Here is a 16747-nt window from a genome sequence, read left to right on the forward strand (position 1 = left end):
GAGAACCTCATGAAGAAAGCACTCGGATCCTTCGCCGCCCTCGTGGTGGCCCTCGGCCTGCTGGCCGGCCTGGGCTTCGGCGMCTGGCTGAGCCTGGACTACCTGGCCTCGCTCTACGCCGGCTGGGACTTTGCGACGCGCAGCCTCGCGATCGGCATTGCGGCCGGGCTGGTCGGCGCCGGCTGGATCGCGCATGCCATCCGCCAGGCCGGCCGCGACCGGCTGGCGGTGCCGCATCGCGAGGCGAGGGCGGTGACCTACCGGCTGTTCGCCGAGTGCTGGTCATTGCACTTGCAGCAGCTCGGGGCGCCGTCGCAGGCGCTGCGTGAGGCGCAGGTTTCGCTGGAGGCCATGCTGGCGCTGAGCGGCAGCCGCGCGCTGATCGAAGCCCATGCGACGCTGCGCGAGCTGAGCGCCCAGCCCGGCGCACGCGCCGAGGCACTGTGGCCCGTGCTGGCCGATGCCTTCAAGGCCGCTCGCGCCGAGCTTGGCGCCGAGGCCGTCGAGGGCGAGTGGCTTGACGCGCTGCTGTCGCCGGCGGCCCCCGAGCCGGCTGCCCCGACGGCGGCGCCCGAACTGTCGGTCGCGTGAACGTGATGCTGGCATCGTTCCGCGACCGGCATGCCGGCGGGACGATCGTCGTCTGCGGTTGCGGGCCGTCGCTGAACACGCTGCCCGAGCCGCGGCGCTGGGTCACGATTGGTGTCAACGACGTCGGCCGGCTGTTCGACCCGAGCTATCTGGTGGTGGTGAATCCGCCCAGCCAGTTCAAGGGTGACCGCTTCCGCTTCGTCGCGGCGTCGCGCGCCCAGGCCCTGTTCACCCAGCTCGAGCTCGGCTCGGTGGCGCCACCCGTGGTGCGCTTTCGCCTGGGCCAGTACGCCGGCACCGACGTCGGCCGCGGCGAGACCCTGCACTACACGCAGAACTCGCCCTATGTCGCGGTGATGCTGGCGGCGCTGATGGGCGCGCGCCGCATCGGCCTGATCGGCGTCGACCTGAGCGATGGCCATTTCTTCGGCGGGCGTGAGCGCCACGTGCTGGCGCCGCGCCTGCAGGAGATCGACGCGCAGTACGGCCGGCTGGCCGCAGCACTCGCCCAGCGCGGTATCGAACTCGTCAACCTGAGCGCCGGCAGCCGCCTGCGCTCGCTGCCGCGCTGCAGTCACGGCTGGCTCGACGGCTCCGCCCCGGCTCCGGTCGAACTGCGGCACGACGTCGGCATTGCAAGGAGTGAAGTCATGAACATCTCCATCGAGAAACGCAGCAAGGGCCTGGTGTCGGACCTGCTGGACACGCTGGCGGCCACCGCAGCCGGCCTTGGCCACACGGTGACGCGCGACACGCGCCGCACCGCGGCGGACCCGCGCGTGCTCTCCATCGTCTGGAACGGCCGCGGCCACCTCGGCCGGGGGCCGACGCTGTACTGCGAGCACGGCTGGCTGCCGCGCGCGGACTACCAGATCAGCCCGCGCGGCATCAACGCGGACTCGCATGCCGCGCCGTTCGCCTGGGATGGCAGGCCGCTGACCGAGGCGCAATCCGCCGCACTCGACGCCAGGCTTGCCGCGGTCAAGTCGGCGAGCTTCGAGGGCTACTACCAGTACATGCAGGCCGACAAGGACGTGCCGCTCGGCCTGCCGGCCGACTTCCTGCTGGTGCCGCTGCAGATCGAATCGGACACCAACATCGTGCGCCATGCGCCCGCCAGCCTTCGCACGATGCAGGCGCTGGTCGATCATGTGTCGCGCATCAACCCGCCGTGGCCGGTGATCTTCAAGCAGCACCCCGCCGATGCGCGAGTTGGCAACCGCCACCTGCAGCTGCGCACGCGCCGCCCGCAGGACCGGCTGTGGCCGCAGTCGCGCGGCAACATCCACCAGATGCTCAAGGGCGGCGCCTGCCGCGGCATCGTCACGCTGAACAGCAACGTCGCGCACGACGGCCTGCTGTGGGACGTGCCGGCCATCGTGCTCGGCCGCAATGTCTGGCCCTCCAGCGGCGTCTGCACGCCCTTCCTGACCACGTGGCCCAAGGACTGGTCGCAGCTGTCCGCGAGCGTGACCGAGCCCGAGGCCGTTGCCTGCCGGCGTGCCTATGCACACCATCTGATCCGGCATCAATGGAGCCTGGATGAGGCGCGCGACCCGCAGCGCGTCGCCGAGCTGCTGGCCTCGGTTCGCCCGCGCGTCGCGCCGCCAGCGCCTGTTCCGGTGCGCAATGCCGTGGTGAACCTGCGCCGTGCGTCGGTGCCCGTGATCAACGTGGTTGCTGAGAACAAGGGCTGGTTGTTCGAGCACTGGAAGCAGGCGCTGGCCGCGGCGCACATGCCGCAGTTTCGCGTCGCCGCGACGCCCAAGCCGTTGCGGGATGCGCGCGCATGGATCTTCATCCGCGCGCGTGAAGCCGGGCTGGCGCCCGAACCGGCACGTTGCGTGGTGCAGATCCACGATGGCCTCGACGAGGGGCGTTACGCGGCCGGCGGCGAGCGCGCTGCGGTCGCGCGCTGCGGCGCCATCTCGCTGACGCATCCGGCGCAGCAGGCCGTGCTTGAGCGCGCCGGCATCGACCTGTCGCGAAGACTCTGGCAGCTCAACACGCCTGGGTGGAGCGGGAAGGCTGCAGCACGGCGGCCGAACGGGTCGTTGCCATGGGTGGCCTGGGTGGGCCGGCCAGCCGTGCATGGCGGCGTCGACACCTCCGGGCTGGACGGCTTTGTTGCCGGCGCGAAGGTGCTGCAGGGCAGGGCGCACCTCGTGCTCGTCGGCGAGAAGCTGTCTGCCGCCGCCGCAGCGCTGCGCGCGGCCGGCGTCGATTGCCGGGTGCATGGCATGCGTGAGTTCGCGATGGCGAGTGCCAGCGAATGGCTGTCACGCTTTGATGCCGTTGCCATCGGTGGCGGGCCTGATACCGGGCCGTGGCCGCTTTTCGACGCCCTGCATGCCGGTGTGCCGGTGGCCGCGACGCGCAGGGGCTGGTCTGAATCCCTGCTGGCCGACGGCAGCTGCGGGCGCCTGGTCGATGACGCGTCCTTGCTCGGCGACGCGCTGCTGGAGCTGATCGCTGCGCAACCAGCCTGGCGCGCGGCGGCGCTGCGGTTGGCCGAGAGCGTCAAGGATCGCAGCCTTGCAGCTTGGGTGCAGGGCGAACTGCAGTTGGCGGCAAGACTGGCCGGGCTTGCCGTGAGGAGCGCCGCATGAGCACGGTCGCGGCGGCACCGCTGCGGCTCGACGTGGGGTGCGGCGCGAAGCTGCGTGAAGGACATGTCGGCGTCGACGTGCGGGCGTTGCCCAACGTCGGCATCGTCTGCAACGCATGGGAACTGGACCGGCATGTCGAGGCCGGCAGCGTAGAGGCCATCTACAGCCGGCACTTCTTCGAGCACTTGACCTACGCGCAGGGCCGCATTGCGTTGCGTGTGTTCCAGCGAGTCTTGCGGCCGGGCGGTGAGCTGCACCTCATCGTGCCGGACATCCGTTACCACGCCGCGCAGCTGCTGCGCAGCGGGCCACGCAGCGCGGCAAACGCGAAATGGACCGAGCGCCAGCATGCGCTCGGCAGCCTCTGGGGCTGGCAGCACGACGGAGAGACCGAGGTGTGGGACGTGCACAAAGCCGGCTATGACGAAGCCGGGCTGGCACAGGCGATGCGGGAGGCGGGTTTCCAGCGCGTGAAGCGGCTGCCGGACAAGCCGTGGCACTTGTCGGTGAGGGCCACGGGCTGAGGAGCTGTCCGACAACATCTACCCTTCCCAGTCGACAAAACTTTCGTTTTGGAATCAATAACTTCTGAAGGAGGAGAGGGTGTTTCTTGACGCCGCGTGGTGACAACAAATACTGCCTGGAACTGGCAGCGACAACAAATACCGACTCGGCCGGGGCAGGGCGTTCAACACCGTTTGATTGATCAGGAGCTTCATAGTCCGCGCAGAGGCGCGGATTCGCAATCTCTCATCGTGGGATGTCTGCCGTAGAGATCCTCAATGGGTATGAGACATATTTGTGGCGATGGGGCGATGAGGAGTGTGCATCCAAGCTCGGCGGGCATGCTCAGCAGCCGATGAAGGGGGCAACTACCTACCGAGAGGCGCAGATGTCGCCATTTCCTTATGTGCGTTGTCGCACGGAGGCTAACGAACAAACCGAACAGACTGGACTCCCAACGGGAGCCGATGTCATGCCCCTGAACGAACAGGATGTCATGGATTGCTCGCGCAGTGCTGCTTCGGCTGACTCCATTCCCGTTCAAATCGACAGGGAGAGACCATGTCAGCAAGATTCTCTTGCGCCCATCTGGCTGACCATGCCGTAGGGTCCTTCATGCAGCGCGCGCGGTGCCATGCGCGTCAGATCTTGATGCGGAAGGCCTTGTGAGAGTCGCGCGAACGGAGGCCGCAGCGGGCAAGGCATCGACCGGCGTGGGTGGCTTCGATGACATCACCGGCGGCGGATTGCCGATCGGTCGCACAACCTTGCTGGTCGGCGGGCCTGGCTCAGGCAAAACGATTTTCGCGCTGCAATTCCTTGCGCACGGCGCGCAGGCCTGCAAGGAGTCTGGAATCTTTGTCGCGTTCGAGGAGCACATCGAGCGCATCGTCGCCAACGCGGGCAGCTTCGGCTGGAATCTGCCCGAGCTTCAGCGCAAGCGGCTGTTCTTCATGAATGCCCAGCCGCTGCCCGATCTGGTGCAGTCCGGCGACTTCGACCTGAGCGGTATGTTGGCGGTTCTTGGGGCCAAGGCCGACGAAATGAAGGCGCGTCGCATCGTCTTCGATGCCCTCGACATCGTGCTGGCATTGCTGCCCGACGCGGCGGCCAAGCGGCGCGAGATCTACCGGCTGCATGAGTGGCTGCTGGCGCGCCAGTTGACTGGCCTGATCACCGCCAAGGCCGGCGGCGATGACAGCAGTCACAGCAACTCGAGCGGCCCGCAACCGTTCGGCCTGATGCAGTTCATGGTCGACTGCGCGGTGATCCTCAATCACGATGTCGTTCAAGGTGTTTCGCAGCGAAATTTGCGGGTGCAGAAGTACCGCGGCTCGCGCTTCGACGAGGACGAATCGCCGTTCGTGATCGGCAATGGCGGCTTCGAGGTCGCCGTCGCGCGGGCGCAGGATCGCGGTGACGTGAAAGTCAGCAGCGAGCGCGTATCCAGCGGCGTCGCGCGTCTGGACACGATGCTGGGCGGCGGCTACTACCGTGGCGCCAGCGTGCTGATCACCGGCTTCTCGGGCACCGCAAAGACGACGCTGAGCGGCGCATTCGCCGAGGCTGCCTGCGGGCGCGGCGAACGCACATTGTTCGTCAGCTTCGATTCGGATGGCTCCGAGGTGGCGCGCAACTTGGCATCGGTGGGCATCCGCCTCGACCGATACAAGAAAAGCGGTCTGCTGCGCATGGTCTCGGCCCGCTCCATCGCTGGCAGCGCGGAGACCTATCTGATGCGCATCAAGACGCTGACGGCCGAACACAAGGCTCGCTGCCTGGTCATCGATCCGGTCTCCACATGGTCGGAATCGGGCAACTACCTGACCGCCCACAGCGTGGCCGAACGGTTGATCGATTGGTCGAAATCTGAAGGCATCACCTTGATCTGCACCCGTTTGCTGGGCGAGATGTCCAGCCTGGCCGAGGGCGGTTCACCGCTGCAGATCTCGGCGGTGGCGGACACCTGGATCCATCTCGACTACCTGGTGCAGGCGGGCGAGCGCAATCGTGGCCTGTCCATCATCAAATCACGCGGCACAGCGCATTCGAACCAGGTGCGCGAGCTGATCCTCAGCGACTCCGGCGTGACCCTGACCGATACCTATACCGCCGGTGGTGAAGTCCTGATGGGCACGCTGCGCTGGGAAAAGGAACGCGCCGAGCGTTCGTCGACCGACGCCGCCGAGGTCGCCCGCAAACTCAAGCGCGTCAGGCTGGATGCCGAAGAGGCCGAGTTGGAGGTGCGAGTGAAGTCGCTGCAGACCGAGCTGGTTGCAAAGCAGGTCGAAAAGGCCTTGCTGGCCAGCGCCACCGAAAGCAGCGAGCGCGAACTGTCACGCGGCCATACCCGCATGCGCGAACTCCGCGGTGCCGATGCCGCAAAACCGGCAGCCAAGGCTGTCACGAAAGCGAGCACTCTATGAACCGCCGCAGCTTGTTCAAGTTCCGGCTCTACGTTGCCGGCGACGCGCTGAATTCGGCGCAGGCACTCGACAATCTGTCAGCCCTATGCCGCGTCCATCTGCCGAAGCGGCATGAGATCGAGGTGGTCGACGTGTTCCGAGAGCCCAAGCTGGCGATGGCGGCAGGCGTATTGATGACACCGACGCTGTTCAAGCTCTCGCCTTCACCGACCCGCCGCATCGTCGGCACGCTCAGCCAGGCCCAGCCTTTGCTGCAGGCCCTGGGGTTGCCGGAAGGCGGCAGCCGTGAAGCCGAATGAGCTACCGCCGGCTGACGATGTCAGCGAGGAGATCGCCAGGCTGATCGAATCTTTCCACGTGATCGAACAAAGGCTGGAGGAACTGACCGGGGGCGAGGTGGACACGGTGACTGACCAACTCGGCCGGACCTCCCTGCTGCGCCGCTCCCAGGAGCACTCACGCCACAACGAGGCGGTGAAGCAGGCCGCGATTCTCGATGCTCTGCCCGCCCATATCGCCGTTCTCGATGCACAGGGATCCATCGTTGCGGTGAATGAGGCGTGGCGCTGCTTCGCCACCGCGAACGCGCTGCAGGGGCCACGTTATGCGGTCGGTGTCAATTACCTGAAGGTGTGCGATGACGCGATAGGCGACGGAGGGAGCGAGGGGCCCATCGTCTCAGCGGGCATACGTGCGGTGCTGATGGAAGGAGCGAAGAGCTTTTCGATCGAGTACCCCTGTGACTCGACGACCGAGCAAAGGTGGTTTTTGCTGACAGTGACGCCGTTGGCCCAGCAGCGCCCGAATGGCGTGGTGGTCATGCACCTCAACATCACGGAGCAAAAGTTCGGCGAAAGCAGGATCAGGCGCCTGAACCGCGTCTATGCGATGTTGAGTGGCATCAATGCGCTGATCGTGCGCGTGCGCGGCCACGATGAATTGTTCCGCGAGGCGTGCCGGCTGGCGGTCGAGCTCGGCGCCTTCAAGATGGCCTGGATCGGGGTCATGGATCCGTTGACCCTGGAATGCAAGGCAGTCGCCTCGCACGGCAGCGAGCCGGGCAATGTCAACCCTATCCCGCCGAGTGCCCGCGTAGACGCACCGAGCAGCGACCGGCCGGCCTGCCGAGCACTTCGATCATCGCAGCCAGTGATCTGCAACGATGTCGATGTCGATAGCGATGTTGCGATGGCGCCATTCCGCGCCGAGCTGCGGGGCGGGGGCTACCGATCATTTGGCTATTTCCCTTTGACGCTGCACGGGCAGCCATGGGCAGTCATGGCGCTGTTTTCGGGCGAGGCCGGCATATTCGATGCGCAGGAAATGCAGCTATTGCAGGAGCTGGCCGGCGATATCTCCTTCGCGCTTGACCATATCGAGAAACTGGAGCGGCTGGAGTACCTCGCCTATTTCGACGTGCTGACCGGATTGGCGAACCGCACGCTGTTCCTTGATCGGGTGACATGGCATCTGCTCGCTGCCATCGCAGGCGGCCACCCCATGGCCGTGTTCCTGCTCGATCTCGAACGCTTCAAGAACATCAACGACAGCCTGGGCCAGGTGACCGGCGACGAACTGTTGCGTCAGGTCGCCGCGTGGCTGGTTCAGCAAATGGGCGATGCTGATCTGGTCGCCCGCATCGGTTCGGACCGCTTCGCTGCGGTGCTGCCGCGTGTCACGCATCTGAGCGGCGTACGGCAGCTGCTCGAGCAGACTTTGATGGCGTTCTTGAACCATTCCTTCCCGCTCAATGACGCGGTGTTCCGCATCTCCGTCAAGGTGGGTGTCGCGGTGTTTCCGGATGACGGTTCCAGCGCCGAAAGCTTGTTCAAGAACGCCGAGGCGGCCTTGAAAAAGGCCAAGGCCAGCGGTGACCGCTACCTGTTCTATACGCCGCAGATGACCGCCTCGGTAGCCAGCAAGCTGGCTCTGGAGAACCAGCTGCGACAGGCGCTGGAGAACGGGGAATTCGTACTTCACTACCAACCCAAGGTCGATCTGCGCAGCGGCTTGCTGACTGGCGCCGAGGCCTTGATACGCTGGAATGACCCACGCACGGGTCTGGTATCGCCGGCCGAGTTCATTCCGATCCTCGAAGAGACCGGCTTGATCTACGAGGTTGGGCGCTGGGCCCTGCGCAGTGCAGTCAGCGACTATCTGCGCTGGCGCCGCGACGGCTTTTCAGCCGTGCGTATCGCTGTCAATGTGTCGCCGCTGCAGCTGCGCAATCGCGACTTCATCGCCGAGGTTGAGCAAGCCATCAGCATCGACCCGCAGGCAGCGGCCGGCCTGGAGTTGGAGATCACAGAAAGCCTGATCATGGAGGACGTGCTGCATAGCATCAGCAGCCTGCGCGCGATCCGCGCGATGGGCGTTCGCGTCGCCATCGACGACTTTGGTACCGGATTTTCGTCGCTGAGCTATCTGTCCAAATTGCCGGTCGACACACTCAAGATCGACCGTTCCTTCGTCGTCGACATGACCACCAGCTCGGAAGGCCTGGCACTGGTCTCGACCATCATCACGCTCGCGCACTCTCTGAAGCTCAACGTGGTGGCCGAAGGCGTGGAGACCGAGGCGCAGCGGCGCTTGTTGCAGGAGCTGGTCTGCAATGAGATGCAGGGTTATCTGTTCAGCCGGCCACTGCCCTGCGATGCCTTCGAGGCGCTCTATCTTGATCCGCCAGCGGGCGGCGCAGATCGGCTCGATGCATGAATCCGGCACTTCAGACTCGTCATGATGGTTGCATTTCGGGTGAGCGACATGATCTAAGCCCGCTGCGTCGCCGCTGCGTCGCCGCTGTGTCCACAGCGCCACGGCCCGACGCTTCGCTCGCTGATATGAAGGACAGCCTTTTCTGCGCCACGCATCAGGAGCAGGTCCGTGAGGCCGCGTCGGCGCTTCGCCGCCGGCAGCGACGAAGCGAAGGCCGTCAGGGGTGCACGGGTTGATGCCGTGGATGATGCTTGGCAATCGCAGCACCGACTGCGCGTTTGAGCTTGTGCACCGCCCCGGCGATGGCCTGGTGCGCGTTGGCGGCGCTGTCGTTCACGACGATGGCCTCTTCGCCGCTGAGCCGTGCATCGAGCATGCAATGAATGTCGTCGGTTCCAGACTTGGCCCGGCTGTTCGCGTCGGACAGATGAACTTCGACGCGCGTGACGCGTTCGCCAAAGCGCCCGAGTGCGGCATTGACGACCGCGTCGAGATGGTCGGTCATCGCCGCGCTGCCGTCGGTGTTGGGGTCCGCGTGGAGCAAGATCTGCATGGAGTCCTTCAAAGTCTTGCGAAGCGTTTGTGCGGCCGGAGCTGTCAGCCCTAGTTTGTGCGGTGCGATCGGCCGGGTCCGTGCGCTGTCGCACGGTCGCGTACCGTGCCCGTCATGCCTGCAGCGGCAGGGCGGGCGCGATCACAAGCACTACACCGGCAGCTTCGCGGGGACGAGCATTGGGCGTATCGACTTGGCGCCCTCCCGCACGCCAAGGTACGCCTTGACCGACGCGATCACCAGCGGCACGGCCCCGAACACGATGAACACCACGTCGCCTGGCATGCGCATCCATTCGAGCAGCTGCGAACGTTCGCTGGCGATGTAGTCCAGGCTGCGGGCATGCCAGTAGCCGTTGTGCAGGACGTCCCACAGCTGCAGCAGCCCCGCCGGGAACAGGCTCAGGCCCACCATCAGAGCCAAGCCGCCGTTGGTGCCCCAGAACGCGACCCGGACATACCTTTCGATCGCAGGCCAACGTGAGTCATCGCTGGTCTGGCGCAGCACGAAGACCATCAGCGCGATCCCCAGCATGCCGAAGACACCCATCATGGCCGAGTGCCCGTGGGCGGGCGTCAGCAGCGTGCCGACTTCGTAGTAGCTGACGATCGGCAGGTTGATCAGGAAGCCGAGCATCCCCGCGCCGACGAAGTTCCAGAAGCCGACCGCCATCAGGAAATAGAAGGCCCACTTGTGCGGGATCTCGATGGCTTTGCCCGTGGCGTCGCGCACGCCGCGCGTGGTGCGCACGAAGTCCCATGCGTCGAGCGTCAGCAAGGTCAACGGAACCACCTCGAGGGCGGAGAACAAGGCCGACAAGGCCATGTTGAAGTTGCTCTGGCCGGTGAAGTACCAGTGATGGCCGGTGCCCATCAGGCCACCGAGAAAATAAAGGATCGCGTCGAGATAGATCACGCGCAAGGCCACATTGCGGCGAGCCAGGCCGAGCTGGAAGAACGTGAGCGCCACCACGGTCGTGGCGAAGAACTCGAAGAAGCCTTCGACCCACAGATGGATGATCCAGAAGCGCCAGGTGTCGACCACCGTGTAGTTGGCCTTGGCACCAATGAACAGCGCCGGAATGTAGAACAGCGGAATCGCGATGGCGGCGACCAGGAACATCCTGACGATGGGCCGCACCGTGGGGTTTGCGAGCGCGTGGGGGCGCACCAGGGTCCACAGCAGCGCGAACCACGCGAAGAGGCCGGCCACCAGAAGGTATTGCCACACTCTGCCGAGTTCGAGGTATTCCCAGCCCTGGTTGCCGAGCCAGAACCACCAATCGCCAAGCACCTGCGAGATTCCCAGCCACTCCCCGAGCAGGCTGCCGCCAATCACCAGGGCGAACGCAGCGAAGAGCACGTGCGTCAACGGTGCGAGCCAGCGCGGTTCGTCTTTGCGCAGTGAACGCCCGAGAAACAGCGCCGCAGCGACATAGGCGGTCGCGATCCAGAAGATCGCCAGCTGCAGGTGCCAGGTTCGCAGCAGATTGCTGGGAAAGATGCGTTCGAGGTCGAAGCCGTAGAAGCTGCCCGGGTCGGCGCGGTAGTGTGCGACACCGCCGCCGACCAGCGTCTGCCCCAGCAAGAGTACGGCGACCACCACGAAGAACTTGACCAGCGCTTTCTGCCCGTCGCTGGACTGGCCCGGCAGCAGCTGCGGCCTGACCTTGTGACCCCGGGTGACCCAGCCGAGGTAATCGAACTTGCCGAAGGCCAGCAGCACCACGGCGATCCCGGCCAACAGCACCACGAGGCTCAGGGCGCTCCAGAACAGGGCTCCGGCGACCGGCCGGTTGCCAACGTTCGGGTCGTAGGGAAAGTTGTTGGTATAGGAATAGCTTTCGCCCGGCCGCACGGCGACGGAAGCCCACGCGGCCCAGCTGACGAAGGCTGTGAACTGCCTCAGCTCCGCGCGATCCGTGATCAGGTCGGCCGAGAGCCCCCCATTGAGCGCCGGGTCGTGAAAGTAGCGGGTCCAGTGCTCGATCAGCTCTCGATGAGCCGCCGCTTGCGAGGCGGTCAGCCGTAACACCCCGGTGTCGGGGTCGTAGCGGTTGGTCTTCAGCTCGACCGCCGCCTCGGCGCGCACCGCCGCCTGCTGAGACGGCGTCAGATCCGAAAAGGGTTGCTGGTGACGCGCCAGCGCGATGGACTGGGCCGTGACTTCGCCCATTCGGTGCAAGGCCGCGGCCGCGTAATCTGGCCCAAGGTAGGCGCCGTGGCCCCAGATGCTGCCGTTGGCCATCAGCCCGTATTTCAGGAACACGGCCTGGCCTTCTGCGATGTCGTCGCCGCTGAATTGCAGCGAGCCTGCAAGGTCCGTCGCCTGCGCGGGGATGGGCGGTGCATTGCGGTAGGCGAGCAACGTGACTGCGATGAGGCCGGCAAAGCCGAGCGCCATCACGATCAACACGGTGCGGACCCACCATGGCGACAAGGGGCCGTCGTCCTCGTCGGTCAGAGGCAGCGCAGCTTCATTCATGATGGTTCCCAGCGGGCGGACATTGCCGGGCATCGTGCACGCCCCTCAGCCTGGTGTATGTGCGCCAGCAGACGCACGCGGCCGTTTTACGCGGCTGGCTTGGGCCAGCGAGTGCCCATCACCGTTTAGTAGTGGGAGCGCGCCAGCCCTTCCACAGTGTTGGGGATGCCTTCCTGAGAGAGGCCGAATGAAATCAGGCCCAGGGGAGGGGAGTGCCATGAACGCAATACTGGGAGATCGCGCCGTGGGCAATTTGGAGTTCCGAGCGCTGAAATCGGCGCTCGGTGTTGGCCTTGCGATTGGACTCCCACAGTATCAGCTCCGGCCCGGACAAGGCCTCCGTACCGCTCGAATGGAAAGATGCTTTCGCCCAGCTGGGTGAAGCGCCTGTCGTGAAGCGGCTACGGATGCACCGCGCCTATGACGCCTCCTTCGTGCCGGCCGCGGCCACGGCCAAGAAGCCCAGCTGGTCTCGGAGCTGGGCGTGGCACTCGCGTTCGACTATCACGTGCAGAACGGCGACTCACGCGTGCAGGCGTGGCCGAATTAGCCGCAGCGGCCTGAAAGGCCAGTGTGTGGCGCCGCCGGCGTCGATTCATTGTTGGGAGTGGGAGGGGACATGCCAAAGAGACTCGTGTTGTGCTCGGACGGAACGGGCAACAGTTCCGCCAAGGCGGAAAAGACCAATGTCTGGCGCATCTTCCAGGCACTGGACCAGACCGAGCCCGACCAGCTTGCGCACTATGACGACGGCGTGGGCACGTCGTCCAACAAATACCTGGCCGCCCTGGGCGGCGCGTTCGGCTACGGCCTCAAGCGCAACGTCATCGACCTCTACAAGTTCGTCTGCCGGGTCTGGGAGCCGGGCGACGAGATCTACGGCTTCGGGTTCAGCCGGGGCGCATACACCATTCGCGTGGTGGTCGCACTGATCGAGAGCCAGGGCCTGGTGCAGGGGCGGTCCGAGTCTGAACTGCATGCGCACGCGCTGGCGGCGTACCGCCGCTACCGCAACGAGACCTATCCGTCCTGGAGCCCCATCGTCTGGCTGGGCCGCCGGCTGCGCGACCTGCTGCTGCTGCCCTCGACGCTCGCCGGCAGGCGCCACATTCAGGACTTGCCGCCGGAGCGGCGCAAGGTCCCTATCCGCTTCCTTGGCCTGTGGGACACCGTGGCGGCGTATGGGATGCCAGTGGACGAGCTCAAGTGGGGAATCTCGCTGCTGATATGGCCCATGGTGTCAAAGGACCATCACTTGAGCGTGCAAGTCCAGCGCGCCTGCCATGCGCTGTCGCTGGATGACGAGCGCCAGACCTTCCATCCCATCCTCTTCGATGAGGCTCACGAGGCTGCGCTGGTCGCCGCGAACAAGGTGCCGCCGGACCGGTTGACGCAGGTGTGGTTCTCCGGCGCCCACTCCAACGTGGGTGGCGGCTACCCGGAGGACCAGCAATCGCTGGTGACGCTGGACTGGATGATCAGCCAAGCCAGTGATGCAGGCCTGCGGCTGGACGCGCGAACCGTGCAGGAGGTGGCCCAGGAAAAGTCGCCCTTTGCCCGGCTGTACGACGCCCGCGCGGGCGCAGGCTCGTACTACCGCTACGCGCCGCGGCGCGTGGACATGGGCATGGACAAGACCACGGGCCAGCCCATCCGCGCCATCGTGCATGGCAGCGTTATCGCGCGCATCGCCTACGGCTCGGATGCCTACGCGCCGATCGCGCTGCCCGCCGAGTTTGATGTGCTGGCGCCGGACGGCTCGCTGCTGCCCATGGTGGGGTTCGAGGACCGGGGCATGAAGCTGTCCAAGTCCACGACGGCGCAGGCCAGCGTGGCGGCATCAAGGACCGAGAAGGTCAGGGTGGCCATCGAAAAGATCGGCGCGCCCTTGCAAGGCATGGTGGAACAGATCCGCGATACGGTCTGGTTGCGCCGGGTCGCGTATTTCGCGTTTTTGTTCGCGACGTTGGCGTTGGTGATTTATCCGTTGGACGCCAAGAAATTCGCCGCGGCGATGTTTGAAACGCTTGGCCGGGCCAACGAACAGCTGGGCGGCCGCGCGGAGGCTACATCGGACGGGATCAACGAGACCTTGAAGGGCATCGTCGAGCCCTGGAGGCCGCAGTTGCGCGAGCTGGCGCCCAATTGGGCCAGAGGCTGGGTCGAGGCCTTCTGCGAGCAGCCGTTCGGGATGCTGGTCGTCATCGCGATGGTGGGGGGCCTGTTCCAGGTCAGCAACTTCCTTCGGCAGCGCGTTCATGACCGTGCCTGGTTTGCCTGGCATGCTGACCGGCGCGAGGACTACGTGACCTGGGTCCGCGACTCGGCGAAGAACTCCACCCTCAAGGCGGCGGCGCTCCTGGGCGTCGTGGTGGTGGTGGTCCTTGCATACACCAAGTGGCAAACATGGGCCGATGTCAGCCCGGTTCTGAAGCTGCTGGTTGTAGCCCTGCTGGCGGTCCTGCTCTGGCGGGTGCGCGTCCAGCGGCGGATCGAGAAGGTCATCGACGGCCACGTGCCCAGCACGCCCACGCTGAAGGTGGCCCGGGTGTTGCGCAACAACCCGTTCCTGATTGGCGCGGCCTGGCTGATTTCCCGGGGCATCGTGCCGCTGATCTTTGCGTTGGCGCTGCTGTACCTGATCGTGGGCGGCGTCAGCCACTTCGTCGCGCGCAGCGCGGACTCGGCGGGAGCGTTCTGCACGCCTTCAAAATCTTTACGGGACGTCGGCGACAGTCCCCTTGCTCCGAAGGCGCGTTTCGACACGAGCGAGGTCTGCTGGGCCACGGGCCTTTCCGTCAAGGCGGACCAGTCGTATGAAATCGAGCTGGACACCGGCGCCAGCCCGCCTTGGTACGACAAGGGCGTCGAGGCCAGCGTGGCGGGGCTGAAGGCACGGGGCTGGCCGCACAACCTCTTTGCGCTCATCAAGCGCTCATGGGATGTCGACTACTTTGTTCCCATGATTCGCATCGGCCAGCGCGGCAACGTCGAGCCGGTCTTGAAGATGCAGCCTATTGAAAAGGGCTCTGGCAAGGCGAAGCTGACGTTCACGGCGTCGCGCGACGGTGAGCTGTTCCTGTACCTCAGCGACGCCATCGTGCCGGTCCCCTACATTGCCAACTGGTTCTACAGCAACAACTGCGGTTCGGCGGCCGTGACCGTGGGGCCTTCGCCGTCCGCCTCGGCCGCGAGCACCGCCGAGGCCACCCCGCCGGCGCCGGCTGGCGAAAACTGTCCGCGCAGGCATTGAGCGTGCGATGCCCGGACCGCGTGCCGGCATCGCGCTCCGACGTGCAGCGGCGTCCATTCACCTGTTGCGGCGCGTCGAGCTTGCCGCCTTCTGGTGCATGAGTTTGCCTCGGGGGAATTTGTTGGCGGCCTCATTAACTTTTGGGATGAGCCTTCCCCCAGCGCCGCCGATCATTCACAGGCCTACAGGCTCAAAGGGGAGTGAGACATGAGCGTGCCATTGCGTGCGATTGCGGCCTTGGCCGTCCTGGCGTTGGCAGGCTGCGCCAACTACAAGGCGATCACCAACTTCGCCGGTGAGACCACGAAGATGACGGGTGCCGTTCGACAGGAGATTCAGCAGGTCGCCAAGCTGTGCAATGACGCGGCGGACGTGCGCGTCTTGCTGTCGGAATCAACGCCAACGGGCGATGTAGAAGGTGCCAAGGCGCTCAAGAAGAGCTGTGGGTTGACGGGTGACGCCACCGTTGCGTTCCAGGAGGTCACTGTCGACACCTTGGAGCTCTACGCCAAGACCCTGCTAGCGATGGTTGACGACAAGCAGTTCGAGGTTCGCAGTTCCATTCAGGGAACGGCCAAGAAGTTGAGCGCACTCAAGGACAAGGACGGCGCTTCGATCGTCAATCCAAAGAAGGTCACCGCTGTCGCCAGCGTGTTGTCGCTGCTCGCTGATGTCCTTGTGAAGGCCGAGCGAGAGGACGGCATCCGGCGGCTGGTGGCCGCAGGGCCGGACCTCGTGGCCAACGCGCGCGTCTTGCGAAGCTTTTTTGTCGACGAGGCCCAGCAGTCCAACTACGACGGCTGGCTGACCACGACCGCGCGCGTGACGCGGGGCAGCGAGATCAGTGTGGGCATGGGGAAACCCATGGCCGTAGCGGAGCCCATCCGAACAGCGGAACTGCGCCGGCAGATCGGGGTGACTTCGAAGGCGATCGACTCCCGCCTGGCCAAGGCGGGCAAAGCCGGCGATGTGCCCACCAAGATCGTCGCCGCCATCGACGCCTGGATTGTCTCTGTGCCGGTGTTTCAGCAAGAGGCGCTCAAGTCGGACCCGCGTGCGCTGCTGAACCAGTTGGACGACTTCCGGACCAAGACACTTGAGGCTCGGGATGCCATCGAGGCGGGCTTTTAAGCACAGGAACAGAGCATGAGCACCGAAGCGAACAATGAATCCACAGGCACTTCCGGGCCTGAGCAGCAACTCATCGCGGTAGCCCAGGTCGGGGATCAGCTTGACGAAGCCTCGCTGGCCTCGTTGAGAACGTTCCTGAACGACCAGCTTGATGCGCTCAATGAGGATTTGAAGAAGGCGACCGCGCAGGAGGTCATCGACGCCGTCCTGGCGACACAAGACCGCCTTGCAGCGAAAGCTACCGCTCTCACCGGCTTGAGCATCCTCTTGCAAGCAGGTGAAGCGAAGATTTCAGCTGAGCACATCAAGTCGGCGGTCGACGCGGCACAGCAGGTGATTGCCAAGGTCAAGAGCGTCAAGGCCAAGCTCGCCAAGATTGGCGCCGTCATCGACTTCGCTGCAGCGGTGCTGACGGGCAACGGCAAGACGATCGTGGAAGGTGCGGAGACCTTGAAGGAAGCGCTTAAATAAGTGGAGTAGT

The 16747-nt window shown here is 65.2% G+C and carries 11 protein-coding genes; 9 read left to right on the plus strand and 2 right to left on the minus strand.

The features are described from left to right. The first annotated feature begins 9 nt into the window (after nt 1-9). The 6 genes from AC1DW0_RS07800 to AC1DW0_RS07825 all read left to right on the plus strand — a co-directional run bounded on the left by AC1DW0_RS07800 (nt 10) and on the right by AC1DW0_RS07825 (nt 8845). Nucleotides 10-591, plus strand: a complete 582-nt coding sequence (locus tag AC1DW0_RS07800) for a hypothetical protein (RefSeq protein WP_477945301.1) — start codon at nt 10-12, stop codon at nt 589-591. A 5-nt stretch (nt 592-596) separates the two neighbouring features. Beyond that, nucleotides 597-3200 carry a capsular polysaccharide export protein, LipB/KpsS family gene (locus tag AC1DW0_RS07805; protein ID WP_477945302.1) on the plus strand — a complete coding sequence of 868 codons (2604 nt, stop codon included), beginning with the start codon at nt 597-599 and terminating at the stop codon, nt 3198-3200. Further along, entirely contained in the window at nt 3197-3724 is a 528-nt protein-coding gene (locus AC1DW0_RS07810; RefSeq protein WP_457353944.1) for a class I SAM-dependent methyltransferase, read from the plus strand. Before AC1DW0_RS07805 ends, AC1DW0_RS07810 begins: the two co-directional genes overlap by 4 nt. Before the next feature lie 645 nt (nt 3725-4369). Next, the gene (kaiC, locus tag AC1DW0_RS07815; RefSeq protein ID WP_477945342.1) at nt 4370-6130 is read left to right on the plus strand and encodes a circadian clock protein KaiC; all 1761 of its coding nucleotides are present in this window, start codon (nt 4370-4372) and stop codon (nt 6128-6130) included. Then, a complete protein-coding gene (locus AC1DW0_RS07820) occupies nt 6127-6429 on the plus strand; it encodes a circadian clock KaiB family protein (RefSeq protein WP_056197060.1) in 303 nt (100 codons plus the stop codon). Before kaiC ends, AC1DW0_RS07820 begins: the two co-directional genes overlap by 4 nt. Continuing rightward, complete coding sequence (locus AC1DW0_RS07825; RefSeq protein WP_477945303.1) at nt 6416-8845, plus strand: EAL domain-containing protein; 2430 nt, start codon at nt 6416-6418, stop codon at nt 8843-8845. The genes AC1DW0_RS07820 and AC1DW0_RS07825 overlap by 14 nt, the downstream gene beginning before the upstream one ends. A gap of 217 nt (nt 8846-9062) precedes the next feature. Here AC1DW0_RS07825 and AC1DW0_RS07830 read toward each other — a convergent pair whose 3' ends face one another. Both AC1DW0_RS07830 and AC1DW0_RS07835 read right to left on the minus strand, forming a co-directional pair. Then, the gene (locus tag AC1DW0_RS07830; protein ID WP_477945304.1) at nt 9063-9398 is read right to left on the minus strand and encodes an HPF/RaiA family ribosome-associated protein; all 336 of its coding nucleotides are present in this window, start codon (nt 9396-9398) and stop codon (nt 9063-9065) included. 150 nt (nt 9399-9548) lie between these two features. After that, a complete protein-coding gene (locus AC1DW0_RS07835; RefSeq protein ID WP_477945305.1) occupies nt 9549-11882 on the minus strand; it encodes a nitric-oxide reductase large subunit in 2334 nt (777 codons plus the stop codon). 619 nt (nt 11883-12501) lie between these two features. Here AC1DW0_RS07835 and AC1DW0_RS07840 point away from each other — a divergent pair. The 3 genes from AC1DW0_RS07840 (at nt 12502) to AC1DW0_RS07850 (ending at nt 16737) form a co-directional block, all read left to right on the plus strand. Then, nucleotides 12502-15135 carry a DUF2235 domain-containing protein gene (locus AC1DW0_RS07840; protein ID WP_477945306.1) on the plus strand — a complete coding sequence of 878 codons (2634 nt, stop codon included), beginning with the start codon at nt 12502-12504 and terminating at the stop codon, nt 15133-15135. Between the two features lie 207 nt (nt 15136-15342). Beyond that, a complete protein-coding gene (locus AC1DW0_RS07845) occupies nt 15343-16266 on the plus strand; it encodes a hypothetical protein (RefSeq protein ID WP_457325491.1) in 924 nt (307 codons plus the stop codon). A gap of 15 nt (nt 16267-16281) precedes the next feature. Continuing rightward, nucleotides 16282-16737, plus strand: coding sequence for a hypothetical protein (locus tag AC1DW0_RS07850; protein ID WP_056197069.1), 456 nt, complete (start codon nt 16282-16284; stop codon nt 16735-16737). Nucleotides 16738-16747: the final 10 nt, after the last annotated feature.

This window comes from Roseateles sp. P4_D2, from assembly GCF_056401875.1.